The sequence below is a fragment of the Bacillus cereus group sp. MG16 genome (genome assembly GCF_040459875.1).
GTDB lineage: Bacteria > Bacillota > Bacilli > Bacillales > Bacillaceae_G > Bacillus_A > Bacillus_A paranthracis.
Map to the genome: position 1 here is coordinate 124,559 of NZ_JARVHE010000001.1, position 26,367 is coordinate 150,925.

Here is a 26,367-nt window from a genome sequence, read left to right on the forward strand (position 1 = left end):
ACGAATTGAAATAAAGACCGTCGCTAAAATAGCGACGGTCTTTATTGTTCTAAGCCAAGTGCTTTATTGTTACGATCAATAATACGTTGTAAATTCGTCTCATATAAAGGTATTTCATCTATTGTTAATTGAGATGGTGTTAACTTTGGAGCGAATTGCTGCAATGTTTTTAAAAGGCGCATCATTAAATCTTGTACTGTAATGGTTTCGCCAAGTAATTCTGAAAGTGAAGCCATCGTACTCGGTACAATTTCAGGATAAGTAAAGCGTGTTTCTTCTCCTTGAATGGCTAGGTTGTAGAAATCACGAACGAGTGCGGCACGTTCAGAGCCACTTCCTGTAGCACAGAGATAAATTTGGACAGCGACACCACCGCGAATACGGCGCTGTGAAATACCAGCAAATTTTTGATCGCGAATACTTAAATCGTAGCTACCAGGGCAGTAAGAACCAACGATTTCTTTTGCCTCAATTGTAACATCGTAATCCTTTAACATTTCCTGAATTAAATGCCACATTGTATCGTATCCAAGATCAATATCGATACCTTTTTCCGTCTCTTGGAATAAAAGCGATACGTTTAACACACCTTCATCAAGTACGACTGCAAGTCCGCCAGAATTACGAACGATAACATTGAAGTTGTTTTCTTTTAAAAAGGAAATACCTTCTTCCAAGTGCGGTAGGCGTGAATCTTGAATGCCAAGAACAATTGTATTGTGATGAACCCAAGAACGCATTGTTGCAGCTGATTGACCATTTCCGATACTTGTGCATAATGTGTCGTCCATTGCGAATGACTGCAATGCATGGAATGTTGGTCCCAAACTAGACTGATCTACAATACGCCACTCTGGCTGAGATAAAATGGAACGGGAATTGCTCATATAACTAACCCCTTATCTTTAAAATGACAATCTCTATTATAGCAAAAAATAATGAAAGTAGTTTTTAAGAGAAAACCTTACTGAATTGTAAGGTTGTTGTAAGGAAAGTGAATTGGTTAAATGATCTAAGATGGCTAAACTAAGAGATGTAATTATTGATTTTAGGAGGCATACAAATGAAAAATGTTAAATTAGGAATCGTAGCGATTATGTCAGCTGCTGTATTTAGTGGCTGTTCTATTATGGATATGATTGCACCACAAGCAACGGGTGTTGTTATGTACGGAGATGAAACAGGCGTTCAACAAACAATGGATCAATATAAAGATAAAATTGAATCTCAAAATAAATTTGAAGCTAAACTAGGTACTGTTAATGAGAAAAAGGTTTTAATCATGAATAAAACAACGGCTGAGAAGATGATAAAGGAAAACATGCTGAAAAAAGTAGTGAAAGAAGATGTAGAACCTATTAAAGCATTGCCGGCTATTTCTGATGAAGCTGGAATTGTATTTGCTAAAGAGGAACAAAAAGATGTAGTAATTGATGGAAAGAAAATGAAGTACGAAGGCAATGTAGTAATTGGTGATGCGCGTAAATATACAGATATGTATGCAGTTGTTAGTGATGCAGAATATGCAAAAATAAGTGAACCGGTAAAAACAATTGGTTTAGCATCCTTTAAAGAGAATCCAAAGGAAAAGATTTTCCCAGATATAAAGAGGGATTCTAAAGTAGAAGAAGCACATATGGTTGAAGTGAAATAACAAAAAGGATGCATGTAATGCATCCTTTTTACTCTGCAATTTTTTCTAAATTACCGTTTCGATCCATTCGGAAAGATGTTTGAGAACGTTCTTCTTCATCCATGACTGCCAACTTACGAGCGCGGTTCATAATGTTCATAAGTGTTTCGTAATCTTCTTGTACAGTATGAGATTGTTTTTCTAATTTTTCCAGTTTCTTTTCTAGTTCTTCATTTCGAAGGATTTGTGATTTAATTTCTTGTTTCAATCTCGTATTCTCGTTTTCAAGAGCTGTCACTTTTATATTTGAAGATCCGATTGTTTGTAAAAAATAAATAACATCTTGCATTGTCATAGAGCCTTTTGCAGTAGGAACGGTAGTTTCTTGATATGGAGTAGCTTCTTTATATTGTACAATTGATTCCTCTTGTACGAACTCTTCATAATTAGTTATCGAATCTGAAGCTGGTGGTGTATAAAGTAAACGTTTTTTCGCTTGTTCACCACTTGCAGCACGCATTTTATCTTTACGATGTTTTTTTGCTAGTTGAAGAGCTTGTTCATAGCTATAGCGAACAACAGCATTCCAACGGAAACCACAGGCAGCCGATGTACGATTTAATCTGTCTCCTACTTCTTCAAATGCATTTAATTGGGTACTTCCTTCTCGAACGTGACGAAGTACAGTTTCAGCAAGTAATAAATCATCCTCATCCGTCCAAGCATCTTGTCTTACTTTCATAGATTCAACTCCCTTTCTTTTTATGAACTTCCTATTTTTATAATGGGCAAAAAAGTGAGCTTTTATACAAAGCTTTTAAAAATATGGTAGATTTCGATGAGAGGTATAAAGTGAAACTTTAATCAGTGGGGAGGTTCTTCATCCCCTACCTAACTTCTTTGCTTTCGCTGAATTTTAAGGTGGGGATCTTACTGCCCATTAAAGCGGGATAAATTTTGCCAAGAATGATGGAAGGTGCTGTAGGAAAACATATAAATATGTAGCATTATATGAGGAAAGAGCGTCGAAAGGAAACTTGCAACGAGCTTCAAAGAGCGGTAAAATACCATTTAGTGTTTATTTTTAAATGTACTTGAGAAAAGTTTAAAATAGAGGAAGTGTTATATAATGGGAAACGAATTTCGTGTGTGTGATGATTGTCAGGCAACGAACGTTAAAACGCTGATTCCAAAGCTAAAAAAAGTAGATTCATGTGCAACGATTGAAGTTGGATGTCAGTCTTACTGTGGCCCTGGCCGTAAAAAATCATTCGCATTTGTAAATAATCGTCCAGTTGCAGCGCCAACAGAAGACGAATTAATTGTAAAAATTGAGGCAAAGTTAAATAAGTAAGGAAAAGAAGAGTGAACAGATTACTCTTCTTTTTTTATGCCCATAAGAGGGAGAATCTATTCTGAGAAAGCTTAACTGGTGATGATAATAGTTCATGACAGATAGGCATTATCTATTTATTAAGGTCTCGACCTATATGAATTTGTATTTCAAAATAATGGTTGACAGTCTTTTGAAGCGATAGGTAGAATAGAAGGTGTCTGATTCTGAGAATCATTATCAGAAAAGGGCCGATTCATTTAATTTTTTTATTGCTATTTGAGAATAAATTTCATTTCATTTCATTAAATTAAACATATGTTGTTGGTTAGGATGGTTGAGGGATGGAAGCGAGCGCAAGGAGTATAGAACAGCAAGATGTGAATGTTAAAGAGATTAAGAGCAGGCCGCTCATTGCTTCTATTATTTTAGTAGCAGGTACAATTTTGTTAGCTTTAAGCATGGCACTGTCTATTTCGTTTGGTGCTGCAGATATTAGTTTAAAGACTGTATGGCAAGCTGTATTTCAGTTTGACGGTTCTATTACGCATCATAATGTAATTCAAGAACTTCGCATGCCTAGAGCAATAGGGGGCGTAGTAGCAGGTGCCTTTTTAGCGGTATCAGGAGCAATTATGCAAGGTATGACGCGAAATCCACTTGCATCACCATCGTTAATGGGGATTACAGATGGAGCTGTATTTGGAATTGCAATTATGTATGCATTCTTCCCTAATTCACCTTATTTAATGTTCGTCATCGCATCTTTTATTGGTGCTGCGTTTGGAGCGAGCATTGTATATGGAATTGGATCTTCTTCACCAGGTGGATTAACGCCTGTGAAATTAGCTTTAGCGGGTGCCGCGATTAGTGCTTTATTAGGGGCCATTTCATCTGGAATTGCGCTATATTTCAATCTTGCCCAAGAGGTAAGTATGTGGAATGCAGGCGGAGTTGCTGGAGTGAAATGGGAAAGTATTAATATGTTAGTACCGATTGGTCTAGTTTGTCTCTTCATTGCAATTATGATGTCGAGGTATATTACAATTTTAAGCTTCGGTGAAGAAATTGCGATTGGACTTGGTCAAAATACTACATTAATTAAATTTATCGGGACAGTACTTGTTCTTGTGTTAACAGGTTCGGCAGTTTCTATGGCAGGATCGGTTGGATTTGTTGGCCTTGTCATCCCACATATGACTCGTTTCCTTGTAGGCTCAGACTATAAATGGGTTATTCCATGTTCTGCGGTCTTAGGCGGGCTGTTAATTGAATGTGCAGATATGTTATCTCGCGTTATTAATCCGCCGTTTGAAACGCCAATTGGAGCAATTACAGCGTTAATTGGGGTTCCATTCTTCCTCTACTTAGCACGTAACGAAGGGAGAGGAAAAATGTGAGGACAAGTGTCTTAACAAAAAAGAACGTTTCTGTTTTAACAATTTTAGTAGGATTAATCGTTACTGTATTTTTAGTGAGTTTAAATACAGGGACATTTAAAATACCGCCAATGGACGTATTAAAGTCATTGGTTGGACTCGGGGCTGAAGATCAGTCTGTTATTTTATTTGAATTCCGTATGCCGCGTATGGTCATTGCTATACTAGTTGGATCTGCTTTAGCGATGTCAGGTGCGATTTTGCAAGGGTTATCACGAAATCCACTTGCTGATCCAGGTATTATCGGTATTAACGCTGGAGCGGGATTAACAGTTGTTATCTTTGTCTACTTTTTCTTCGGGAAAGTAGGAACTGGTACATTTTTATCTGTATTCATTCTTCCGTTCTTCGCACTAGTTGGAGCGATATTAGCAGCTGTTATTATTTATTTACTAGCATGGAAAGATGGTGTTTCATCGACTCGATTGATACTGGTTGGTATCGCTGTTGCAGCCGGGTTTGGTGCTGTTAGTTTAATTTTTTCTATGAAGATGACATCTAACGATTTCCGTTTTGCTACGATTTGGTTAGCAGGAAGTCTATGGGGCACAGATTGGAAGTTTGTACTAAGTGTACTTCCATGGATGGTTATTTTCATGCCACTTGCCATTAGTAAAGCTCACATATTAAACGTAATGAACCTAGGCGATTCCACAGCAGTTGGCCTTGGTGTAAATGTAGAAAAAGAAAGACGTAAATTATTATTTATTGCAGTTTGTTTAGCTGGTGCATCTGTCGCTGTTGCCGGAGGAATTGGTTTTATCGGTTTAATGGCTCCGCATTTAGCGAGGCGCCTTGTTGGTGGTAAACATCAAATTATGCTGCCTACGGCTGCACTAATAGGAACGTTTTTACTTTTATTCGCAGACGTAATTTCAAGAAGTGTGTTAACAACTTCAGAAATACCGGTCGGTCTTGTTATTTCTGTAATTGGTGCACCGTATTTCATATACTTACTTATGAGGACAAAATAAAGGGAGGCTTTTTGTATGGCAACTTTAGCAGTTGATGCGGTATCTGTTGGCTATAATGAAGGGTTAATTATTGATGGATTAACAGTTGAAATTCCGGAAGGGAAAATTACAACAATTATTGGACCAAATGGTTGTGGGAAGTCCACATTATTAAAAACGGCTTCTCGTATTTTGAAGGCAAAAAAGGGTACTGTTTATCTTGACGGAAAAGCAATCGAGAAACAGCCAACGAAAGAAATCGCAAAGAAAATGGCAATTTTACCACAGACTGCAGAAGTACCAACTGGCCTTACTGTATTTGAACTCGTTTCATATGGACGCTTTCCTCATCAAAAAGGATTTGGAACGTTGAAAGAAGAGGATTATCGCTACATTCATTGGGCACTTGAAGTGACGGGAATGACAGAATTCGCAAATCGTCCAGCAGAGGCATTATCAGGTGGGCAACGTCAACGCGTATGGATTGCGATGGCTCTTGCACAAGGGACAGAATTACTCGTATTAGATGAACCGACAACGTACTTAGATATGGCTCATCAATTAGAAGTATTAAACTTATTGAAAAAGTTAAATGAAGAAGAAGGTAGAACGATTGTTATGGTTATCCATGACTTAAACCATGCTTCTCGTTTCTCAGATCATATGATTGCACTAAAGGCTGGTAAGTTAATGAAACAAGGAACGCCAGACGAAGTGATGACAAGTGAAACGCTTCGCAGTGTATTTGAGATTGAAGCTCAAATTGTTCCATGTCCAGTAAACTGTAAGCCAATTTGTTTAACGTATGATTTAGCGATGATTAGTAATCAATTGCGTAAAAAAGCATAAGTAGAATCCCCCTCGTAAAGAGGGGGGCTTCTAATGGACGTTGAGCTTCTTATTAGTAAATAGGAAGTTGAACACCCGTTAGAACGGGGGCATAAGCAACAATTAATCAATATATATTTATTAATTGTTAACCTTGTTTCTTATAGTTCACTGTAACTTATAAGAGAAATACAGCTAGAAGGAGTGGGAACATGAAGAATTTTAAAATGGCGTTATTAGCAATGGTACTAGTCGTTACTTCTGTACTATTTGCAGCTTGTTCTAACAATGAAGAGAAGAAAGCAGATGCGAAGGATGCGAAGACTGAAGAGCGCACTGTACAACATGCAAAAGGGGAAATTAAAATCCCTGCAAATCCCAAGAAAATTGCTGACCTTAGTGGTTCAACAGAAGAATTATTAATCTTTGGTATGAAACCAATTATTACTGCTAATACATCTCAAGAAAAAATTGATGCACATATTGAAAAGAAATTAAAAGACGTAAAACCAGTTGGTTCTGCTTGGGGAGATAAAATTAATATCGAAGCAGTAGCTGCTGCAAAACCAGACTTAATTCTTGTAAATAATCGTCAAGAAAAGATTTATGATCAATTATCTAAAATTGCACCTACAGTTATGTTAAAAACTCCATTAGACCAATGGCGTCCAAAATTCGAAGAAGTAGGTCAAATCTTCGGTAAAGAGAAAGAAACAAAAGAATGGTTCAAACAGTATGATGAAAAAGCAAGCAAATTACATGATAAAATCGTTGCGAAAACTGGCGATGCTAAATTCATGAAAATGGCTGCATATCCAAACGCTTTCCGCGTATACGGTGACTACGGTTACGGTAGCGTAATCTTTAATGATTTAAAATTACCAGCAGTTAAAGGTACACCAACTGATAAACCTTTAGTACAAGTACAAAAAGAAGCTTTAATCGATTACAACCCAGATTACTTATTCGTATTTACGACTGGTGACGGTTCTCAGCGTCTAAAAGAATTCCAAGAAGAATCAATTTGGAAAAATATGAACGCTGTTAAAAATAACCACGTATTTACAATTAAAAACGAAGACTTAAACAAAGGTTACTTCCCGCTAGGTAAAGAAATGATCTTAGATGAAGTTGCTGAGTTCGTTTTAGGGAAATAATATATAAAAAGAGATCACTTTTACTCCGGTAAAAGTGATTTTTTCTTTATATAAGGGCAATTAATATAGTCTTTCATTTCTTTCTGTTTCCTATTTCGTTTATAATATATAGTAAGAATGCAGTAAAGAAAGGGGGATGTCGGAAAGTGGTATATTTAAACGACAAACTCAGCGAAACAAAAGTGTTTAAAGACCCGGTACATAAATATGTGCACGTGCGCGATCGTGTTATTTGGGATTTAATCGGAACGAAAGAATTTCAACGCTTGCGCCGTATTAAGCAGCTTGGAACGACATTTTTTACATTTCACGGTGCAGAGCATAGTCGCTTTACTCATTCGTTAGGTGTATATGAAATTATTCGTCGTATGATTGATGATGTGTTTGATGGCAGACCGAACTGGAATGCTGAAGATAGATTGTTATGCTTATGTGCGGCATTACTTCATGATGTCGGTCACGGTCCGTTTTCTCATTCGTTTGAAAAAGTATTTTCATTAGACCATGAGAAATTCACGCAAAAGATTATCGTTGGAGATACGGAAATTAATCGTGTATTAAGTCGTGTGGATAAAGATTTCCCACAAAAGGTAGCCGATGTAATTGCGAAAACATCTACTAATAAATTAGCGATTAGCATGATTTCTAGTCAAATTGATGCAGATCGCATGGACTATTTATTAAGGGATGCGTACTTTACTGGCGTAAAATATGGAAACTTTGATATGGAACGTATACTGCGTGTTATGCGTCCGTACGGGAATCAAGTAGTTATTAAAAATAGTGGTATGCATGCTGTTGAGCATTATATTATGAGTCGTTATCAAATGTATTGGCAAGTATATTTCCATCCAGTAACGCGCAGTGCTGAAGTTATTTTAACGAAGATTTTACACCGTGCAAAATCATTGCATGAGAAGTACTATACATTTAAAAATCACCCTGTTCATTTCTATTCTTTATTTGAAGAAGAAGTGACAGTAGAGGATTATTTAAAGTTAGACGAGAACGTTATGTATTATTACTTCCAAGTATGGCAGGACGAAGAAGATCCAATTTTAAGCGATCTATGCCGTCGTTTTATGAATCGAAACCTATTTAAATATGTAGAGTTTACAGATAAGCACGGTTTAGATAATTGGATGGAATTAAGTAGCTTATTTAAAAAGATTGGACTCGATCCAGAATACTATTTAGTAGTTGATTCAACATCAGACTTACCGTACGACTTTTACCGTGCTGGTGAAGAAGAAGAACGTCTGCCAATCTTACTTCTTATGCCAAATGGAGAGCTTAGAGAGCTTTCACGTGAATCGGATATTGTTGAGGCGATTACTGGTAAGAAGAGAAGGGATCAAAAGCTATTCTACCCGCATGATTTAATCTATGAAGATGGAAGAAAAGGAAAATATAAAGAGAGAATCATCGAGTTACTAGAAGGAAAAAAATAAGAAGCAGCTAATGGCTGCTTCTTATAAAAAAACTTGAAATTATTTGTCGCTTAAGCGTTTTCCGCCAACTGCATAATGGTTTTTAGACATTTCTTCGATGAAAACAACGATGTTTTCTTCAGGAGCACCAGTTGTTTCGCTTACTGCTGCTGTTACTTTCTCAGCAAGAGCTTTCTTTTGTTCCTCTGTGCGTCCTTCTAGCATTTTCACTGTTACGTATGGCATATATAATCGCTCCTTTTATGTAAGTTACACTCTTATTATAGCGGATTATGTGGAAGAACAATCGAAAAAACAAATAATTTCTTTTTTGACATATGGAAGAGGAGATGAAATATGGATCAGTTATTTAGATACCCGTTGCACCAAATTCCTTTGGTAGCAATGGCCATTATTATCGCATTATCAGTGCATGAATTTGCGCATGCATATGTAGCATATAAATTTGGAGACGATACAGCAAAGAGACAAGGGCGCTTAACTTTATCGCCGATGGCACATTTAGATCCTATCGGGATGATTGCTGTATTAATTCTTGGTTTTGGTTGGGCGAGACCAGTTCCAGTTAACCCATATAACTTTAAAAGACCTCGTCTTGCAGGTATATTAGTTTCAATTGCAGGACCGATTAGTAACTTAATTTTAAGCGCAATCGGTTTAATTATTTGGTATAGCTTATTAACATTTGGTGTATTAGACTCAATTCCATTTGCAGTAGCAGATACGCTAGCTCAATTTTTCCAGATTTTTATTATGTTGAATATCGTTTTACTTGTCTTTAACTTATTACCAATCCCGCCACTTGATGGATATCGCGTAGTGGAGGATTTAGCACCAACAAATATTCGTGCGAAAATGACACAGTATGAAAAATACGGGGCAATTGCTTTATTAATTCTAGTTATTACACCGCTTAGCAATTACACAATCCAACCTATTTTTAATGTTGTCATTCCATACGTATTTGCATTTTTAAACAGTATTATTGCGCCTATCTTTGGCCTTTTATAATCATTAAGTGAGGAGGAATTTACATATGACAGAGAAAAAGAAAAAAATCGGTTTTAATATCGTGAAAAATGATTCAACAGATGGACATGGTGGTTTTGGCGTTGGGGCATTAAGTCTAGAAAACATTTCACCTGTATTTGTCGATGTACTAGAGAAAACAGCATTTGTTGATATCGGTGCGATGCATGCACGTAGTACAGTAGAAAAAGGTATTAAGTTTTTAACAAATAAAGATGATGTTCCAAACGGAAAACCATACTGGCTTGTATGGGTAACGATTGAAAGAACAGCAACAGGTGCGTATTACGCAGGTGTAACAGCTTGTGAAATGACAGTTGACCGTGAAATTCGCCGCGGATATAAGTCACTTCCAGAGCACGTAAACAAAATGGATAAATCATTGAAGCGTCACATTATGGTTGAACATATGGACGAATCATCTAAAAAAGTACTTGGTACATTCTTAAAAGAACATAATGAAGCGATTTGGAACGAGTCTAGCGAAGAATTGCGCCGTGCATTATTAAGTGAATAAATAAAAAGGATGTCTCACTAGTCGATTGTTGACTAGTGAGACATCCTTTTTATTTTGGCTTGTTGTATGAAGATATATCGACGATTCGACAAGGAATATCGATTTACCGACAAAGAATGACAATAAAGGCTATTCCACATTTTATTGGAATAGCCTCGTGTGTCACCAAGGAAGATATTTCTTCCACCAACTTGTTTTTTTCTTTTCTTCAGTTGTCTTTTCAAATTCCTCTTTATCATCAACGTGATCCATACAATATTCAGTTGGTTCTGTACCTTTTGCAAAATACATTTTCACTGAAATTGGACAATTTTTTGTAGCGATTTTCCCGTTTTCAGGGTTAATATCGACTGCAACGACGTCACTTGGTTGTTTAAACTCTTTTTTAGGTTGTCCATCTAAGCCTTTCTCCATCGTATCAGTCCATATTCTTTTCGCATAGCCTTGTTCTGCTACGTTTGAAATTGATTTAGGTTGATCATATCCAACCCATACGCCAGTTACGAGTTGCGGGGTAAACCCAATCATCCAACTATCTGTTTCAGTAGAACCAGATTTTCCGGCATAGGTTCTTGATAGTTTAGATAACATTGATTGACCAGTTACAGCAGCATAACTACTTAGTTTTTTATTAAACATGCCTGTCATCATTTCTTCCATCACAAATGCTTTGCTCTTATCAAGAACTTGTTTACTCTCCAAATGAGCATCGTATAAAATATTTCCTTCATGATCCATAATGCGGCGAATGAAAATAGGTTTTACTTCTTTTCCCCCGTTTGCGAACATGCTATAAGCGTTAACCATTTCAATTGGTTTTACAGGAGATGTACCGAGCGCGAGGGAAGGGACATCTTTTAATGCACTTTTAATGCCGAATTGCTTCGCCGTTTTTGTAAGAATGTCTTCGCCTAAAAATAAATTGGTCTTCACGGCATATACGTTATCAGAGACCGCAAGAGCTTGCGCCATTGTTACAAAATCGTCTGCATAATAGTCTTTATAGTTTTTCGGTTTATACTTTGAAACACCGTCACCTAAAGTGAACACGGTGTATTCGCTTTTTAAGCGCGTAGCAGGGGTGAATCCTCGTTCTAATGCCGCATAATATAGAAATGGCTTAAATGTAGATCCAGGCTGGCGAGCGGCCTGTGTAGCCCTGTTAAATTGACTTGTATTATAATCAGTTCCACCAACAAGGGCAGCTACTTCACCTGTTTTTGGATTCATAGAGACGAGCGCAGTTTGTATGTTTGTCGTGTCAGGTATGTGGTCTTTTACAGCTTGTTCTGCAACCGATTGTAATTTTGGGTCTAGCGTTGTATAAATACGCAAGCCGCCTTTTTGTAAGGCTTGCTCATCTAATCCGATATCACGAAGAAGAGAAGCTTGTACAGCATCTTGGAAATAAGGCGCAACCTCTGCGACTTTTTTCGTATCTAATGAAGCGAAAGTTAGTGATTCTTTCTTTGCTGAAGCTGCTTGTTTCTTCGTAATATAGCCTTGTTCTACCATTTCATCTAATATAAGAGATTGTCGTTCTTTCGCACGATCTTTTTTTAAATAGGGAGAGTAGACACTAGGTCCTTTTGGTATACCCGCGAGCATACTAGCTTCCGCTAATGTTAATTCTTTTGCTGTTTTATCAAAATATAGACGGGACGCAGCTTCGATTCCATAAGCACCATGCCCGTAATAAATTGTATTTAAATATCCTTCTAAAATATGATTTTTATTATAATTCACTTCAAGACGGATTGTGTACATTGCTTCTAATAGTTTACGTTTCCACGTTTTATCATGATCTAAGTATAGGTTACGGGCATACTGTTGTGTAATCGTACTAGCGCCTTGGACTTTTGCCATCGCTTTTAAATCAGCAACAATGGCACCAACGATACGCTTCATATCAAAGCCATGATGTTTGTAGAATCTTTGATCTTCGATAGAAAGTGTTGCCTCTTTTACATAAGGAGAAATTTCATTGAGAGATACATTGTATCGTTTTTGCATCTCATTACTTTGTCCTATAACAGTGTCATCATTAGCATAAAAGACACTTGTTTGCGGGACAGCGACAGGAGGAGGTCCCATAATTTTTGCAACTATAATAATAACAAAAAAGGAAAAAACGAAAAAAAGAACAGAAGAAAACATTACGGTGAAGAAAAGACGTTTATATTTTTTAAGTTTTGGATTCATAGTTTGATCCATCTTTTTCAGCCCCTCATTCATACAAACATTATTGTATTAGTATTGAGGGTTTTCGATTATTTTAAACAATGAAATTTCGAAAATAAAGAGCTCCTTCAATTAAGAAAGGAGCTCAAATGCACGTGCTGGCCAATCGGTAATAATGACATCTACGCCATAATCAATCATAGTTTGTAAATCTTTGTATTCGTTAATTGTATAAGGGCGGAAAACATACCCTTGTTTTTGCGCGAGTTGAACAAATTCCTTTGTTAGTAGTTGAAAGTTTGGGTGTAAACCAGTTGCATCTCTATTTTTTGCTTCGGCGATAGGATCAGCAAGTGGTGTATCATATAAAATTGCTCTTGGGATTTCAGGAGCAATTTCTGCTAATAATGAAACAGAGTCGTGATTAAATGAAGAGAATACAATTTGATTAGAAAGGTGATATTCTCGAACGAGAGCAACAACTTTTTCTTCAATGTTTGGATAGTGAATGACATCTGTCTTTAACTCAATGTTGAGCTGTAACTTTGTTGTAGATAACCAAATGAATACTTCGCGTAACGTTGGGATTTTTGCTTCATGGAAAGAAGGATCTTTATGGCTGCCGGCATCTAAAGCTTGTAACTCTTCTACCGTTTTTTCAGAGACAAGACCTACATCATTCGTTGTACGATCGACTGTTTCATCGTGAATTACGACAAGTTCACCATCTTTTGATAGGTGGACATCAAGTTCAATGCCATGGGCGCCGATGCGTTCAGCTTCTTGGAAGGCAATCATCGTATTTTCTGGATGTGTTCCTTTTACGCCGCGATGAGCGAAAATAAGTGGTTTACTCATGTGAAATTCTCCTTATCATTTCTTTTCTTTCATTATGAAACTGCTTTTGAAAAAATACAATTTAATATGACAAACATTTACAAAAGTCTAACAGTTGCACAAAAGTTAACGTTAACGTAAAATGTAATAATCGAGTGAAGGGAGGAATAAACATGTATAAGATTGATGAAGTTACAAAGCAAGTTGGTTTAACAAAACGTACACTTCGTTATTATGAGGAAATTGGTTTAATTCATCCCCCAGAACGTAGTGAGGGGAACATTCGCCTGTATACAGATGAAGATATCGCTAGAATTAAAAGAATTGTGGAAGCGAAAGAAGTGTTAGGGATTACGCTTCAAGAAATGCAACATTTTTTATCGTTAAAAGAAAGAATGGAGCAAAGAAGAAATAGTGAGAATCCCCGTGATCGTGAAGTGATTCAAGAAATTAAAGAGATGCTTGAAAAACAAGTGCAAACGCTAGACGAGAAAATGGAGCAAATGCAGCGTGTAAAGGGAGAACTTGAAGACAGCTTACATCGTGCAGTGACATTTTTAGAGAATACAAAAGGAGAGTAATCAAAATGGAGAGCAAACAAAAACTAGGGAGATTGATTACAGTGTTGGCTACTTTCCTTGCCTTTTCAGGTATAGGGGTAGTCGATCCAATTTTGCCAATTATTGCTGAAAAGATTGGTGCATCGCATTGGCAAGTAGAGATGTTATTTACAGCGTATATTTTGACGATGGCAATTATGATGTTACCAGCTGGAATATTTGCATCGAGATTTGGTGATAAACGAATGATGACAATCGGTCTTGCGATCGTGACTGTATTTGCGTTTATATGCGGTATATCGCAAACGATTGCTCAGTTATCTCTTTTCCGCGCTGGATGGGGATTAGGGAATGCGATGTTCTTCGCAACGGCGATGACTTTATTGATTGCATTAAGTAAAGAAGTTCATGAAGCAGTAGGGTTATATGAAGCAGCTATCGGTTTAGGAATGGCAGGTGGACCATTATTAGGCGGGATATTAGGTGGACATTCTTGGCGTTACCCATTTTTTGCGACGAGTATTTTAATTTTCTTAGCATTTATTTTAGTTTTCTTCTTTGTGAAAGAACCAGAGCGAAAAGTGAAGCGTAAAGCGGCAGGCGTAGGAGAATTACTTAACCTGGTGAAGTATAAGCCATTTATGCAAGGCGCCATTTCAGGAATGTTATACTACTACGGATTTTTCGTTGTGTTAGCATATTCACCACTTATTATGCATTTATCTGCTATTCAATTAGGTTTTGTATTTTGTGGATGGGGACTCGCGTTAGCTTACGGTTCTGCAATTTTAGCACATAAGCTAGAAGGGAAATATGAGCCGAAAACATTGTTGAAAGGCAGTTTACTCGTATTTGCGCTGTTCTTAATTGCACTATTCTTCGTGAAAATTATGTGGTTACAAATTGTATTAATTGTTCTATCAGGATTAGCATCAGGATTAAATAATGCATTATTTACAAGTTATGTAATGGATATTTCACCTTATGAAAGATCTGTTACATCTGGTGTTTATAACTTCGTTCGTTGGTTAGGTGGCGCAATTGCTCCGATTTTATCAGGAATTATCGGTCATACTGTTTCACCACAAAGTCCGTTTTTAGTAGGTGGAATCGTGGTGTTAGTTGGTTGTATTATGATCCTAATTCCAATTCGTAAACCAGTAGAAATAGAGACAAAAGCCCTTTCTTAAGAAAGGGTTTTCTTTCCTTTTACGGTGCAACCCCTTCCTGCACATATGTTAGAACCCTCTGACTAAAATATATTTTCGGTATTTTTGTACTTTTAACTATACATTTTGGATGTTTTGTTTTATTTTTGTTAGGGGACATTAATGATGTCCCTATTATAAATTTGCATTGAAAGGCGTGATTGTACGATGGAACTATGGTTCACTGAAAAACAAACAAAACATTTTGGGATTACGGCGCGTATTAACCGCACATTACATACGGAGCAAACAGAATTCCAAAAACTTGATATGGTTGAAACGGAAGAGTTCGGAAACATGCTTATTTTAGATGGCATGGTTATGACAACAGAAAAAGATGAGTTCGTTTATCATGAAATGGTAGCGCACGTACCTTTATTTACACATCCAAACCCTGAAAACGTATTAGTTGTTGGTGGCGGCGATGGCGGTGTTATTCGTGAAGTGTTAAAACACCCAAGCGTAAAGAAAGCAACTCTTGTTGAAATCGATGGAAAAGTAATTGAGTACTCTAAACAGTACTTACCATCAATTGCAGGTGCATTAGATAATGAGCGTGTAGAAGTGAAAGTAGGAGACGGTTTCCTACATATCGCAGAAAGCGAAAATGAATATGACGTAATTATGGTAGATTCTACTGAGCCAGTAGGACCAGCAGTAAACTTATTTACAAAAGGCTTCTACGCTGGAATTTCAAAAGCGTTAAAAGAAGATGGTATTTTCGTTGCACAAACGGACAACCCTTGGTTTACGCCAGAACTAATTACAACTGTGTTTAAAGATGTAAAAGAGATTTTCCCAATTACTCGTTTATACACAGCGAACATTCCAACTTACCCAAGCGGCCTTTGGACGTTCACAATCGGATCTAAAAAACATGATCCATTAGAAGTAAGTGAAGAGCGTTTCCACGAAATCGAAACGAAATACTACACAAAAGAATTACACAATGCAGCATTCGCATTACCGAAATTTGTTGGCGATTTAATTAAGTAAGAGAATCGCACGGAACAAATAAAGTGTAAATAGCTCATTTAAGGTGTTTGTCCAGAAGACTTGAACATGCTAGCTATTTACACTTCTGTAAAGAAAATTGTCTTCTTTGTATGAAATAGAAGACCCGGTAAATCGAGAAAGAGGAGCAACTCGCTCCAAATTTGAGAAATAATGAAAGGTTGGGATACCTTAAGTTCCACATAAGGAGGAAAAGAATATGCGTTTTGATGAAGCTTATTCAGGTAAAGTATTTATTAAAAGTCATCCAAGTTTTGAAGAGTCGAAGGTAGTTATTTATGGGATGCCTATGGATTGGACAGTAAGTTACCGTCCGGGATCTCGTTTTGGCCCTGCACGTATTCGTGAAGTATCAATCGGTCTTGAAGAATATAGTCCGTATTTAGATCGTGAACTAGAAGAGGTAAAATATTTTGATGCGGGTGATATCCCATTACCATTCGGAAACGCACAGCGCAGCTTAGACATGATTGAAGAATATGTATCAAAACTTTTAGATGCCGATAAGTTTCCACTAGGTCTCGGCGGTGAGCACTTAGTGTCTTGGCCAATTTTTAAGGCAATGGCAAAAAAATATCCGGATTTAGCAATCATCCATATGGATGCTCATACTGATTTACGTGAATCGTATGAAGGGGAGCCTTTATCCCACTCTACACCAATTCGTAAAGTGTGTGATTTAATTGGTCCGGAAAACGTATATTCTTTCGGAATTCGTTCTGGAATGAAGGAAGAATTTGAATGGGCGAAAGAAGTAGGTATGAACTTATATAAATTTGACGTATTAGAACCGTTAAAAGAAGTATTACCGAAACTTGCAGGACGCCCAGTCTATGTCACAATCGACATTGATGTATTAGACCCAGCTCACGCTCCAGGAACAGGAACGTTAGAAGCTGGTGGTATCACATCTAAAGAATTATTAGATTCCATCGTAGCAATTGCAAATTCAAATATAAATGTAGTTGGAGCAGACTTAGTAGAAGTAGCTCCTGTCTACGACCATAGTGATCAAACACCAGTCGCAGCAAGCAAATTCGTGCGGGAAATGCTGCTCGGTTGGGTGAAGTAAAAGCGGAATCGGCTCGCCCAGAATGTGAGGGGGATGGAGCTTCAGACATAGAGGCGTTTTTTGCCTCGAAGGAAGAAGCGAAGCCAACGATCATTCTAGCCGATGCAGCTAGATAAAATAAAAGTGAAGCCGACTGTTTAGACGCAAGGGTCTAAACAGTCGTAGCTTAGATAAAATAAGAGCCCTCTATATGATTAGAGGGCTCTTATTTTGTCGTTATGTGTCGGTAAGTCGATATATTTAAAAAATCGCTGATAAAATTCGAGTTGCGCCGATATAATTTCATTTACCATCACGCAACACAAAAAATCGCTATTCCCAAACAACGGGAATAGCTCTTTTTCTTATGCAACCTTCTCTTCTGAAGGGATGCCGCGAATTTCATCAGCAGAACGAATTGGATATTTACGGAACAAGATTGATCCGATGTATCCAACAATCGTGGTAACGATTCCACATAATACAGCAGCAATTGTTACTTTTACAACGTCATTAAATCCGAATAAAACAAGAAGTCCTGGGATTGGTGATGCTGTTCCTGGTGCATTATTAACGAGCTGGAATAGAGATGTAATAATACCAGCAAGTGCACCGCCAACGAAGTTTGTCGCATAAATTGGAATTGGATTTGCTGAAACAACATCGGCTTGTGTTAAAGGCTCGATTGCTACAGCAATTGTGTCTTTCTTTGAACAAATCTTTAGTCGTTTAAAGAAAATAAAGTTCATTGGGGCTGAGGCTGCTACGGCAAGACTACCAATTGCCATTGGTAAACCTGTTAATCCAAGCATTGCAGTGAGTGCCATAGAACTCAGTGGAGAGGTAGAAATAACTGTTATTAATCCACCAAGCATAATACCCATGATAATAGGGCTTTCTGTAGTTGCAACTGAAATCATAGAACCGATTTTGCCGAGTGTTGCGTTAACGAGCGGATCCATAAGCATTGCCATTCCGCGTGAGATTGGTGCAGCGATAAATAAAATTGCTAAAAACTCTACACCAGCCGGTAATTTCTTTTCGAGAAATTTCACGACGAAGGCACAAACGTATCCAGCAAAAAATCCTGGTAAAATACCAAATCCACTAGTAGCGATACCGATTAAAACAGCATATACGGGGGAAACACCGATTGCTAATGCGACTAAAATCGCTGCTGCGACACCGCTCATACTACCGGAAGCTTCTCCTACTGATTGTAAAAAGTCATTATGAAACATTTCTCCACCTATATAACGATGAAATGCTTCAATAAGAAAACTTGCGATTGCTGCATTAGCTAAAGCACCCATTGCTTTCATGCCGTAAGGAGCACGGTAACTAAAAAGTGTAAATAGACAAAGTACAACAAGTAATAGTGCTAAACCTTGCAAGATAGCCATTTGAAAACTGTCTCCTTTGATTTTTGTAATAAAAATTCGTATCATTCAATAATAATATAAAAGTGTATGAAACGGAAAAATTTTTTCTTGGGAACTTGCTGCAAGAAAAAATCCCTTACAATAATGTAAGGAAAGTGTAAGACTTTTAGATAGAGTATAGTATGCCATTTTTCGTATAATACAAGTATAGATATATGACTAGGGAAAAAGAAGTGCAAACAGGAGGTTCATGTATGAAATTGGTAATTAAAGTTTTAGCTGTATTCGCCATTATTCTAGGTGGAACAGCGTATTATTTGAACACAAAAACAGAAGGTGTACATGCTTTTGTAGACAACTTCTTTTCAAATAAAGAAATACAAGATTATTATGCGGTTATAGATAAAGGTGAGAAAAAAGACGGAGAATACTTGTATACTTTTAAAGGGTATACAGAAGACGGAAAGTTACAGGTTATTAAAAGAATGATGAACCGTGAATTGCATACGGGTGCTTTTATAAAAATTTATGCAAAAGGTATGCAAGGAAAAGGATGGGCTGAAATCCCGAAAGAATCAATTCCGCAAAAAGCGTTGGAAAAAATAGAAAAACGATAAAAGGAGCGACTCATTCGCTCCTTTTTTAGTGCGTTAAAATAATGATAGATGTTTTTTCTTTGTTAGAAATGATTGTTGCACGTCCGCCAATTGGGAAGGTGAAAATCGGGGTTGTATGACCGAAACTTGCGTTTGCAATGATAGGGATATGTGCAAGCTCAGGCTTTGAAGCAATCATTTCTTGCACGTCTTCTATCGTACATTCTGCGCCTTTTTGCATCTTTCCTATAACGATGCCTTTTACATGTTCAAAATCTTGCTGCTGCATAAGAGAATGTAAATATCGATCAAAAGTTTTAAGAGTAGCTCTCCCAGTTAAACTATCCTCTTCAAGAAATAAAATTTTATCCTTTAAGTTTGGCATATATGGTGTACCTTGCAGTAAGTTCAATGTGCTCATATTACCACCGATAATATCTCCCGTAGCTTCTCCTTCGTGAATCGAAACGTATCCTTCATTCTTAATAAACTCTCGATTTTCCTGATCAATGTACCAAGAATCATCACTCCATGTTTCAGATGGTAGGACTTCAATCGGCTCATTAGAAGTTACGCATTTTAAAAAGTAATCTGTTGTATACTCGAGCCCTTTCTCCATTCCAAATGAAGAGAAATGGGGACCTGAATATGTAACAAGTCCTGTTTTAGTGTAAATTGCATTATTTAGTGCAGTGATATCCGAATAGCCACAGAAAAATTTCGGGTTTTCTCGAATTAAATCGTAATCGAGATGTTTTAATAAGCCATTAGAATTGTATCCTCCAAGTGTCGTCAAAATGGCTTTTACATTCGGATCTTTAAATGCTTCGTGAAGGTCTTGAACGCGTGAAGAAATAGAAGAGGAAGCAAATCTGTCTATCTCATCAGCATATGTTGAAAATGTAACGTGAAAGCCCATTTCGGTTAACCTTTTTACAGCAAGCTTCCTGTTTTCAGTTGAGACAATACTTAAACTACAAGATGGTGAAATAACTCTAATTTCATCACCTTTTTTCAATTTTGTTGGTAGCACTTCATTCACCCCTTTAAATGAAAGAATATTTAGATTTAAAAAACATTTTATCATATAAAATAAAGTGAGAGTGAATTATGTTTTGAAATGGAGTTTTCCTGATTTTTCAGCAGACAGACAGAGGTTTTTTTTGATATGATAGGAAAAGTGATTTATTATAAGTAGTATTTAATATCTATAACATTTGAAAGGTGTGCAAGACGTGGAGAAACAACTTGCAGGCTTGCCGGTACACGTTCATTTCGTAACAGAAATCCGTGAAGGGGCGAGGAAGGAAACCGTTGCTTTTGAAGCAAATGGTCAATACTATGTAAAAGGTCAAGGTACATACGTAACATTCCAAGAGCCGAACGAACAAGGCGAAGTGAAAACAATTATTAAAATCCAAGATGAACAAGTTCTCATTATGCGTTCAGGTGCTGTTTCGATGCGTCAAACGCATGTGAAAGGTGAATGGACAACTGGTACGTACACGAGTGAACTTGGTACGTTTGCATTGCAAACAAAGACTGATAACGTTCTTTTTAAATGGTCGGATGAAAAGAAAAAAGGACAACTCTTCTTAACGTACGCATTGCTTCTAAGTGAACAAGAAGCTGGCAGATATACAATTACGATTAATTTGAAGGAGGCAAAATAATGAATTCTTTAGAACAAGTAAAAGGATTAATTAAAGAAGAAATTCAAGCTGCTGTATTAAAGGCAGAATTAGCGACAGAAGAACAGATTCCAAACGTTGTATTAGAATCTCCAAAAGATAAAACAAATGGTGACTTCTCTACAAATATGGCAATGCAACTTGCACGTGTTGCGAAAAAAGCACCTCGTATGATTGCAGAAGAATTAGTTGCAAACTTCGATAAAGCAAAAGCTTCTATTGAAAAGATTGAAATCGCAGGTCCTGGTTTCATTAACTTCTACATGGATAATAGCTACTTAACAGACTTAATCCCAACGATCGTTAATGCTGGTGAAGCTTACGGTGAAACGAATACTGGTAAAGGTGAAAAAGTACAAGTTGAGTTCGTATCTGCGAATCCAACAGGTGACCTTCACTTAGGACATGCACGTGGTGCAGCAGTAGGTGACACGTTATGTAACTTATTAGCAAAAGCAGGATATGATGTATCTCGTGAGTACTACATTAATGATGCTGGTAACCAAATCCATAACTTAGCTCTTTCTGTTGAAGCTCGTTACATGCAAGCTTTAGGCTTAGAGAAAGAAATGCCAGAAGACGGATACCATGGTGCGGACATCATTGCAATTGGTAAGCGTTTAGCTGAAGAGTTTGGCGATCGTTATGCGAAAGCTGATGAAAAAGAAAGTTATGAATTCTACCGTGAGTACGGTTTAAAATATGAGTTAGCAAAACTTCAAAAAGACTTAGAAAGTTTCCGTGTTAAATTTGATGTATGGTTCTCAGAAACATCATTATACAAAAACGGAAAAATCGATCAAGCTCTTGCTGTATTAAAAGAGCGCCACGAGATTTTTGAAGAAGACGGTGCAACTTGGTTCCGCTCAATGACTTACGGTGATGATAAAAACCGTGTATTAATTAAAAACGACGGTTCTTACACGTACTTAACGCCAGATATCGCGTATCACCGTGATAAATTAGAGCGTGGTTTCGATAAGTTAATCAACATTTGGGGTGCTGACCACCACGGTTACATTCCACGTATGAAAGCTGCTATTCAAGCGCTAGGTTACGATAAAGAAACATTAGAAGTAGAAATCATCCAAATGGTACAACTGTATCAAAATGGTGAGAAAATGAAAATGAGTAAGCGTACAGGTAAAGCAGTTACACTTCGTGAGCTTATGGAAGAAGTAGGTGTGGACGCAATGCGTTACTTCTTCGCAATGCGTAGCGGTGATTCTCATTTAGACTTCGATATGGACTTAGCTGTATCAAAATCTAACGAAAACCCAGTATACTATGCACAATACGCTCACGCTCGCGTATGCAGTATCCTTCGTCAAGGTGAAGAATTAGGATTAGCTACAGGCGGAGACGTGAACTACAAACTTGTTACTTCTGAGAAAGAAGTAGAGTTACTGAAAAAACTTGGTGAATTCCCAGCAGTAGTTGCGGATGCAGCACAAAAACGTTTACCACACCGTATTACAAACTATGCATTTGAATTAGCAGCAACATTACACAGCTTCTACAATGCAGAAAAAGTATTAAACCAAGATAACTTAGAATTAAGTAAAGCTCGCTACGAGTTAATGAAAGCAGTACGCACTACACTTCAAAACGCATTAGCAATCGTAGGAGTATCTGCACCAGAAAAAATGTAATGAAGAAAAGCGGAGCCGACTGTTTAGTCCCGAAGGCTAAGGTTCTTTCCCACAGAAGATGCATTTTATCTTCTCGTGGGGAAGGTTCTTAGACGGAAGGGGCTAGGAGGCAGAGCTAGACATAAAGAAAAGCGGAAGCGGCTCGTTCAGAATAGGAGGGGGATGGAGCTCCTGACAGAGAGGCGTACTTTGCCTCGGAGGGAGGTGCGAAGCCACCGAGTATTCTAGCCGCTGGAGCTGGACAATAGAGAAAAGCGGAGCCGATTTTTCGCTTTCAGTAAAAGGCAATCACACGATGTTGTGATTGCCTTTTTGTATGGAGATAATAAAAAAATAAAATTTTATCAAACAAAAGGAGAATTTGCGTCGTCTTATATAAATGACAGGAGGTTTCCGATGGAAGAAAAGGTAGAAGAATTAATTGATATATATAAGCAGCAAATATATTCCTTATGCTATAAGTTAGCGAAGACGAAAGAAGACGCGGAAGATATTTTTCAAGAGACGTGGATAAAAGTTTTTTCATCGCGGCACCAACTTTCTTACGTGGAGAATTATAAAAAGTGGATTACTACAATTTGTGTTCGTACGTTTTATGATTTTTATCGCAAAAAGAAAAGATGGAAAGATCGTGTATTGGATTTATTTCATAAAGAAGATGATGGAGAAATAGAGTTTGCAGATGATGTGAATATATCAGAAGAACTCATTCAAAAAGTCGAAGCAGAAATGATACGAGAAGTTATACAGTTATTAAATGAAAAATATAAAACAGCGCTCGTACTCTACTACTATGAACAATATTCTTACAAAGAAATGAGTGAAATATTAAATATACCAATTGGTACGGTGAAATACCGCCTTAATTATGCGAAGAAGCAAATGCGAGAACATTTGGAGGGGTTCGTTTATGAAGGAAGATAAATTTGAACAAAAGATAAAGAGTAGCTTAGAAGAAGAGATAACTCCAAGCGAAGAGCTGATAGATAACACGAAGCAGGGCGTGCGAAAGGCTCAGAAGTTAGAGAAGAGATGGATGATTTATATTCACGCCATTTGGATTGTTTTATTAACAGTTGTTATAGAACAATTTGTTACTCATTTAGATAACAAAATTCCAATTATTATAGCAGTTGTTATTACGATGCACGTATACATTCCGATATATGTTGTAATACAGTCATTTTTAAAGAAGGAGTATAAATTACATGAAAGAGTTCGCTAATCCGTTTGTAATATTTGAAGTAGCTGGAGTGACAATGCTTTTAGCTTTTATAGCACTGTTAATATGTGTTGCATCATGGGTATATACAGATGCGAAAGCACATCAAATGAGTAAAGGGTGGAGTGTTTTAGCAGTTATATTACCATTCTTTATTGGATTTTTATTATATATGGTGAGAAGAAGTAAAAAGAAAGTTGAAGGAGAATATAGGATGAATTTTGTTAAAAAGCAGAAGGTAACATTAGTTGCGATATTGGCAAGTACAATGTTTGTATTACTTAGTGGCTTTACTTTTGCACAGACGTTAGATGATGCCTGGAGAGCAGGAGATATATATTTAGAAAATGAGAAGCAAGGAGAGACAAGTTACGAGGCAAAATTCTCATCATGGGATATTGCTGGGAAAGATATTGAACTTGAGTATGCAAAAGATACAGAAGTAACATTTTCTTATGAGACGGATGCAAAACGTGGGAATTTATGCTTTAGCTTGTATGAAAGGCAAGGAGAAGGTATAAGAGAGTTAAAAGAGATCTGTGAATCGAAAAAAGGTACTTTTAAAGCTACATTGAAAGCGAATGAAAAGTATGTATTTAGTATAAGTGGTTTAATGGTGAAAGATGGTTTTGTAAAAGTGAATTGGGAAACAAAATAAAGGCCCTTGGGAAGGGCCCTTTATTTTATTGGATTGTATACGTAACCGAAAAGCTAACAGGACTATAGTAAACATAAGGTGCATGAAATTGAACGTACATATTCCCATCTGCTTTTGCAGTGAAAATTCGGCCGTAGCCATCAGAATAACGTCCAATAAGGTTATGATTTGAGTCATAAACACTGTAACTAGGGGTTTTGCTGTTAGGTTGAATTGTTAACTCTTGTCCCTTTTGAAGGAAAACAGGTTCTTGTTCAGAACTACTTCCAGTTTGCAAAGAATAAAATTTTGTAAAGCTTTGTTCTTGAGTAGCGGCAGCGGCCTTTGTTTCAGGAATAAACGCGGTAGCACCAGTAATTCCTGCTAAAGTTAATGCACCGGCTAAAATCATTTTTTTCATAGTAGAAAAGCCTCCTTAATTGTTGTAATCATTTTTGTTACAGTTAATATTGTATACGATAATGAGTAGGAGAAAATATGCTTTTATGCATATATATTTTTTCTCAATAAAAGACCACTGATAAAAATCGGTGGTCTTTTAAATGACTAAGCAGCTTTTTGTTCAGTTTGAGCGACAGGTTTTTGAAGTGTATTATAAACTCCTGTTCCAATAACCTCTAATGCCATTTTCATACGTTCAGGTGAAATGTTCTCAAATACGTTATCTTGAGGTGTGTGATATACCTTTTCGATATGATAGATTAATGGATTCCAACTATCGACACCCATCCAGATAAATAGGGCGGCCGGAATCCCAACTTCAGCAAATGGCACGTGATCACTAGAGCCGAATTTTCCTTGCAGAACGAGGTCATTATTTAATTGTTTACCTGCTTGTAAGGCTGCGTCTGTTACAAGATTTGGAGAACCGTTAGGCGTCATAGCATATAAATTCTTCGCCTTATCGTAATTTGTTGCAACCATGTCTGCGTTAAAGACACCTAAAATCCGGTCACGTTCTTTTTGGGATAGACTATTAACGTAATGATCGGAACCAAGTAGGCCAGTCTCTTCAGAACCGAAAGCAATAAAACGAATTTCTTTATCAGTTTCTACATTTTGAAAAGCGCGTGCTAACTCTAATACTAACCCTGTACCAGAAGCATTGTCATTTGCTCCAGGTGCTCCAACGACACTATCGTAGTGTGAACTTACAACGACAGCTTTTTCATTACCTGTACTATTTTTTGGCTTCTTTTTAGCAATGACGTTTAATGACGTTAAATTAGATTCATGTCTCGCTTTTAGGGAAAGAATTGTTGTCCCTTTTTTAGCGATTTCTTCTTTAAATGCATTTCCCTGTGCATAAGCAAGACCAAAGACAGGGATAGACTGTTTTTTCGTTAGACGGGGATTGAAAGTTTGTCCGTAGTTTCCACGTCCACCAATTAAACTGTATAAAAGAACACCTTTTGCGCCTTTACTAACAGCATTTTCAACTTGTTTATTATAGTCCGCTACTGTTGTTCCTCTTTCGAATAGGACAATTTTTCCGTTTACTTCATTTGGGATATCCTCTAATTTTGTCCCACCTTGAACAAAGATAAGAGGGGCTGTAACAGCCTCTGTAGAAATTAGTGCGTTAGGAGCAGCGCCAGCTTGCCAATTACGCTTTGTGGATAATGGTGATTCAATAAATCCAACGTATTGATCCGGCACTTGGAATGGTTGATATTCTACTTCATAGCCCATTGATTTAAGCTGCATACCAACGTAGCGAGAAGCCCATTCCTCTGATTTTGTTCCACCGGGGCGAGGGCCAATTGTTTCGGATAAGAAACGGATGTGTTCGATAGCGCGGCTTGCATCAACTTGTTTTGTAATAGATGAAGTCTGTGTGATTTCTGAAGTGGAATCAGCTTTGGCTTGTCCAATCGGAGCTAAGCTAACAGCGAGTGATATAGCAAGCAAAGAGCTTACTATTTTTTGTTTCAAAGATTTTTTCATTTTTTCCTCTCCTATTCTTCTATTCTCT

At 37.2% G+C, this 26,367-nt stretch carries 28 protein-coding genes; 19 read left to right on the forward strand and 9 right to left on the reverse strand.

Annotated features, from left to right (window positions below; translation table 11 throughout):
* Window positions 1–41: 41 nt before the first annotated feature.
* Complete coding sequence (gene lipL / locus QCI73_RS00615) at window positions 42–887, reverse strand: octanoyl-[GcvH]:protein N-octanoyltransferase (protein WP_353822340.1); 846 nt, start codon at window positions 885–887, stop codon at window positions 42–44.
* A gap of 176 nt (window positions 888–1,063) precedes the next feature.
* On the opposite strand from lipL, the gene QCI73_RS00620 reads away from it, so the two are divergent.
* On the forward strand, window positions 1,064–1,654 hold the full coding sequence (locus QCI73_RS00620; RefSeq protein WP_270394096.1) for a lipoprotein BA_5634 family protein: 591 nt from the start codon (window positions 1,064–1,066) through the stop codon (window positions 1,652–1,654).
* A 28-nt stretch (window positions 1,655–1,682) separates the two neighbouring features.
* Here the strand turns inward: QCI73_RS00620 and QCI73_RS00625 are convergent, their stop codons facing one another.
* Window positions 1,683–2,375, reverse strand: coding sequence for an RsfA family transcriptional regulator (locus QCI73_RS00625; RefSeq protein ID WP_353822341.1), 693 nt, complete (start codon window positions 2,373–2,375; stop codon window positions 1,683–1,685).
* A gap of 387 nt (window positions 2,376–2,762) precedes the next feature.
* Between QCI73_RS00625 and QCI73_RS00630 the strand changes: the two genes are divergently transcribed.
* The 6 genes from QCI73_RS00630 (at window position 2,763) to QCI73_RS00655 (ending at window position 8,794) form a co-directional block, all read left to right on the forward strand.
* Window positions 2,763–2,987, forward strand: a complete 225-nt coding sequence (locus QCI73_RS00630; RefSeq protein WP_000526077.1) for a YuzB family protein — start codon at window positions 2,763–2,765, stop codon at window positions 2,985–2,987.
* A 323-nt stretch (window positions 2,988–3,310) separates the two neighbouring features.
* Entirely contained in the window at window positions 3,311–4,366 is a 1,056-nt protein-coding gene (locus tag QCI73_RS00635) for a FecCD family ABC transporter permease (RefSeq protein ID WP_000388275.1), read from the forward strand.
* Window positions 4,363–5,379: a FecCD family ABC transporter permease gene (locus tag QCI73_RS00640; protein WP_001260778.1), complete on the forward strand. Its 1,017-nt coding sequence runs from the start codon at window positions 4,363–4,365 to the stop codon at window positions 5,377–5,379. Before QCI73_RS00635 ends, QCI73_RS00640 begins: the two co-directional genes overlap by 4 nt.
* 15 nt (window positions 5,380–5,394) lie before the next feature.
* Window positions 5,395–6,207 carry an ABC transporter ATP-binding protein gene (locus QCI73_RS00645; protein ID WP_000212064.1) on the forward strand — a complete coding sequence of 271 codons (813 nt, stop codon included), beginning with the start codon at window positions 5,395–5,397 and terminating at the stop codon, window positions 6,205–6,207.
* Between the two features lie 191 nt (window positions 6,208–6,398).
* Window positions 6,399–7,343, forward strand: coding sequence for an ABC transporter substrate-binding protein (locus QCI73_RS00650; RefSeq protein ID WP_353822342.1), 945 nt, complete (start codon window positions 6,399–6,401; stop codon window positions 7,341–7,343).
* 146 nt (window positions 7,344–7,489) lie between these two features.
* Entirely contained in the window at window positions 7,490–8,794 is a 1,305-nt protein-coding gene (locus QCI73_RS00655) for an HD domain-containing protein (protein WP_000262739.1), read from the forward strand.
* 39 nt (window positions 8,795–8,833) lie between these two features.
* Here QCI73_RS00655 and QCI73_RS00660 read toward each other — a convergent pair whose 3' ends face one another.
* Window positions 8,834–9,019 carry a 2-hydroxymuconate tautomerase gene (locus tag QCI73_RS00660; RefSeq protein WP_001147171.1) on the reverse strand — a complete coding sequence of 62 codons (186 nt, stop codon included), beginning with the start codon at window positions 9,017–9,019 and terminating at the stop codon, window positions 8,834–8,836.
* Between the two features lie 111 nt (window positions 9,020–9,130).
* Between QCI73_RS00660 and QCI73_RS00665 the strand changes: the two genes are divergently transcribed.
* Together QCI73_RS00665 and QCI73_RS00670 are read left to right on the forward strand one after the other, a co-directional pair.
* Window positions 9,131–9,805, forward strand: coding sequence for a site-2 protease family protein (locus QCI73_RS00665; RefSeq protein WP_000372461.1), 675 nt, complete (start codon window positions 9,131–9,133; stop codon window positions 9,803–9,805).
* Window positions 9,806–9,830: 25 nt separating this feature from the next.
* A complete protein-coding gene (locus tag QCI73_RS00670) occupies window positions 9,831–10,340 on the forward strand; it encodes a YwhD family protein (protein WP_353822343.1) in 510 nt (169 codons plus the stop codon).
* Window positions 10,341–10,502: 162 nt separating this feature from the next.
* Here QCI73_RS00670 and QCI73_RS00675 read toward each other — a convergent pair whose 3' ends face one another.
* Window positions 10,503–12,554, reverse strand: a complete 2,052-nt coding sequence (locus QCI73_RS00675; protein ID WP_353822344.1) for a transglycosylase domain-containing protein — start codon at window positions 12,552–12,554, stop codon at window positions 10,503–10,505.
* A 99-nt stretch (window positions 12,555–12,653) separates the two neighbouring features.
* Window positions 12,654–13,379, reverse strand: coding sequence for a glycerophosphodiester phosphodiesterase (locus tag QCI73_RS00680; protein WP_000042760.1), 726 nt, complete (start codon window positions 13,377–13,379; stop codon window positions 12,654–12,656).
* Between the two features lie 152 nt (window positions 13,380–13,531).
* Between QCI73_RS00680 and QCI73_RS00685 the strand changes: the two genes are divergently transcribed.
* From QCI73_RS00685 to speB, 4 genes are all read left to right on the forward strand, one after another.
* A complete protein-coding gene (locus QCI73_RS00685) occupies window positions 13,532–13,939 on the forward strand; it encodes a MerR family transcriptional regulator (RefSeq protein WP_000276568.1) in 408 nt (135 codons plus the stop codon).
* 5 nt (window positions 13,940–13,944) lie between these two features.
* The gene (locus QCI73_RS00690; protein WP_000444219.1) at window positions 13,945–15,108 is read left to right on the forward strand and encodes an MFS transporter; all 1,164 of its coding nucleotides are present in this window, start codon (window positions 13,945–13,947) and stop codon (window positions 15,106–15,108) included.
* A 186-nt stretch (window positions 15,109–15,294) separates the two neighbouring features.
* Complete coding sequence (speE, locus tag QCI73_RS00695) at window positions 15,295–16,122, forward strand: polyamine aminopropyltransferase (protein ID WP_000424696.1); 828 nt, start codon at window positions 15,295–15,297, stop codon at window positions 16,120–16,122.
* 217 nt (window positions 16,123–16,339) lie between these two features.
* Window positions 16,340–17,212, forward strand: coding sequence for an agmatinase (gene speB, locus QCI73_RS00700; protein WP_001209831.1), 873 nt, complete (start codon window positions 16,340–16,342; stop codon window positions 17,210–17,212).
* Between the two features lie 344 nt (window positions 17,213–17,556).
* Here speB and QCI73_RS00705 read toward each other — a convergent pair whose 3' ends face one another.
* A complete protein-coding gene (locus QCI73_RS00705) occupies window positions 17,557–18,594 on the reverse strand; it encodes a PTS sugar transporter subunit IIC (protein ID WP_000996321.1) in 1,038 nt (345 codons plus the stop codon).
* A 233-nt stretch (window positions 18,595–18,827) separates the two neighbouring features.
* On the opposite strand from QCI73_RS00705, the gene QCI73_RS00710 reads away from it, so the two are divergent.
* Window positions 18,828–19,190 (forward strand): YxeA family protein, encoded by a 363-nt coding sequence (locus QCI73_RS00710; protein ID WP_016719024.1) that lies wholly within the window; start codon window positions 18,828–18,830, stop codon window positions 19,188–19,190.
* 25 nt (window positions 19,191–19,215) lie between these two features.
* On the opposite strand, the gene QCI73_RS00715 is transcribed toward QCI73_RS00710, so the two are convergent.
* Window positions 19,216–20,202 carry a S66 family peptidase gene (locus QCI73_RS00715; RefSeq protein WP_353822345.1) on the reverse strand — a complete coding sequence of 329 codons (987 nt, stop codon included), beginning with the start codon at window positions 20,200–20,202 and terminating at the stop codon, window positions 19,216–19,218.
* Window positions 20,203–20,404: 202 nt separating this feature from the next.
* Here QCI73_RS00715 and QCI73_RS00720 point away from each other — a divergent pair, with 202 nt between their 5' ends.
* The 5 genes from QCI73_RS00720 (at window position 20,405) to QCI73_RS00740 (ending at window position 24,392) form a co-directional block, all read left to right on the forward strand.
* Window positions 20,405–20,842: a YwiB family protein gene (locus QCI73_RS00720; protein ID WP_000414867.1), complete on the forward strand. Its 438-nt coding sequence runs from the start codon at window positions 20,405–20,407 to the stop codon at window positions 20,840–20,842.
* Window positions 20,842–22,512, forward strand: a complete 1,671-nt coding sequence (gene argS, locus QCI73_RS00725) for an arginine--tRNA ligase (protein WP_353822347.1) — start codon at window positions 20,842–20,844, stop codon at window positions 22,510–22,512. Before QCI73_RS00720 ends, argS begins: the two co-directional genes overlap by 1 nt.
* A 396-nt stretch (window positions 22,513–22,908) precedes the next feature.
* On the forward strand, window positions 22,909–23,436 hold the full coding sequence (locus QCI73_RS00730; protein WP_242304436.1) for an RNA polymerase sigma factor: 528 nt from the start codon (window positions 22,909–22,911) through the stop codon (window positions 23,434–23,436).
* Window positions 23,423–23,737, forward strand: a complete 315-nt coding sequence (locus QCI73_RS00735; RefSeq protein WP_353822348.1) for an anti-sigma factor — start codon at window positions 23,423–23,425, stop codon at window positions 23,735–23,737. Before QCI73_RS00730 ends, QCI73_RS00735 begins: the two co-directional genes overlap by 14 nt.
* Complete coding sequence (locus tag QCI73_RS00740) at window positions 23,721–24,392, forward strand: anti-sigma factor (RefSeq protein WP_270394247.1); 672 nt, start codon at window positions 23,721–23,723, stop codon at window positions 24,390–24,392. The genes QCI73_RS00735 and QCI73_RS00740 overlap by 17 nt, the downstream gene beginning before the upstream one ends.
* 25 nt (window positions 24,393–24,417) lie before the next feature.
* On the opposite strand, the gene QCI73_RS00745 is transcribed toward QCI73_RS00740, so the two are convergent.
* Complete coding sequence (locus tag QCI73_RS00745; RefSeq protein WP_074532662.1) at window positions 24,418–24,792, reverse strand: hypothetical protein; 375 nt, start codon at window positions 24,790–24,792, stop codon at window positions 24,418–24,420.
* A gap of 146 nt (window positions 24,793–24,938) precedes the next feature.
* Window positions 24,939–26,339 (reverse strand): M28 family metallopeptidase, encoded by a 1,401-nt coding sequence (locus QCI73_RS00750; RefSeq protein WP_353822349.1) that lies wholly within the window; start codon window positions 26,337–26,339, stop codon window positions 24,939–24,941.
* Window positions 26,340–26,367 lie beyond the last annotated feature (28 nt).

Coding starts and splice junctions, on each gene's coding strand:
- argS (WP_353822347.1), top strand. CDS start 20,842: ATGAATTCTTTAGAACAAGTAAAAGGATTAATTAAAGAAGAAATTCAA.
- lipL (WP_353822340.1), bottom strand. CDS start 887: ATGAGCAATTCCCGTTCCATTTTATCTCAGCCAGAGTGGCGTATTGTA.
- QCI73_RS00670 (WP_353822343.1), top strand. CDS start 9,831: ATGACAGAGAAAAAGAAAAAAATCGGTTTTAATATCGTGAAAAATGAT.
- QCI73_RS00630 (WP_000526077.1), top strand. CDS start 2,763: ATGGGAAACGAATTTCGTGTGTGTGATGATTGTCAGGCAACGAACGTT.
- QCI73_RS00685 (WP_000276568.1), top strand. CDS start 13,532: ATGTATAAGATTGATGAAGTTACAAAGCAAGTTGGTTTAACAAAACGT.
- QCI73_RS00660 (WP_001147171.1), bottom strand. CDS start 9,019: ATGCCATACGTAACAGTGAAAATGCTAGAAGGACGCACAGAGGAACAA.
- QCI73_RS00665 (WP_000372461.1), top strand. CDS start 9,131: ATGGATCAGTTATTTAGATACCCGTTGCACCAAATTCCTTTGGTAGCA.
- QCI73_RS00620 (WP_270394096.1), top strand. CDS start 1,064: ATGAAAAATGTTAAATTAGGAATCGTAGCGATTATGTCAGCTGCTGTA.
- QCI73_RS00680 (WP_000042760.1), bottom strand. CDS start 13,379: ATGAGTAAACCACTTATTTTCGCTCATCGCGGCGTAAAAGGAACACAT.
- QCI73_RS00675 (WP_353822344.1), bottom strand. CDS start 12,554: ATGGATCAAACTATGAATCCAAAACTTAAAAAATATAAACGTCTTTTC.
- QCI73_RS00750 (WP_353822349.1), bottom strand. CDS start 26,339: ATGAAAAAATCTTTGAAACAAAAAATAGTAAGCTCTTTGCTTGCTATA.
- QCI73_RS00735 (WP_353822348.1), top strand. CDS start 23,423: ATGAAGGAAGATAAATTTGAACAAAAGATAAAGAGTAGCTTAGAAGAA.
- QCI73_RS00730 (WP_242304436.1), top strand. CDS start 22,909: ATGGAAGAAAAGGTAGAAGAATTAATTGATATATATAAGCAGCAAATA.
- speB (WP_001209831.1), top strand. CDS start 16,340: ATGCGTTTTGATGAAGCTTATTCAGGTAAAGTATTTATTAAAAGTCAT.
- QCI73_RS00645 (WP_000212064.1), top strand. CDS start 5,395: ATGGCAACTTTAGCAGTTGATGCGGTATCTGTTGGCTATAATGAAGGG.
- QCI73_RS00705 (WP_000996321.1), bottom strand. CDS start 18,594: ATGGCTATCTTGCAAGGTTTAGCACTATTACTTGTTGTACTTTGTCTA.
- QCI73_RS00625 (WP_353822341.1), bottom strand. CDS start 2,375: ATGAAAGTAAGACAAGATGCTTGGACGGATGAGGATGATTTATTACTT.
- QCI73_RS00650 (WP_353822342.1), top strand. CDS start 6,399: ATGAAGAATTTTAAAATGGCGTTATTAGCAATGGTACTAGTCGTTACT.
- QCI73_RS00710 (WP_016719024.1), top strand. CDS start 18,828: ATGAAATTGGTAATTAAAGTTTTAGCTGTATTCGCCATTATTCTAGGT.
- QCI73_RS00690 (WP_000444219.1), top strand. CDS start 13,945: ATGGAGAGCAAACAAAAACTAGGGAGATTGATTACAGTGTTGGCTACT.
- QCI73_RS00745 (WP_074532662.1), bottom strand. CDS start 24,792: ATGAAAAAAATGATTTTAGCCGGTGCATTAACTTTAGCAGGAATTACT.
- QCI73_RS00635 (WP_000388275.1), top strand. CDS start 3,311: ATGGAAGCGAGCGCAAGGAGTATAGAACAGCAAGATGTGAATGTTAAA.
- speE (WP_000424696.1), top strand. CDS start 15,295: ATGGAACTATGGTTCACTGAAAAACAAACAAAACATTTTGGGATTACG.
- QCI73_RS00740 (WP_270394247.1), top strand. CDS start 23,721: ATGAAAGAGTTCGCTAATCCGTTTGTAATATTTGAAGTAGCTGGAGTG.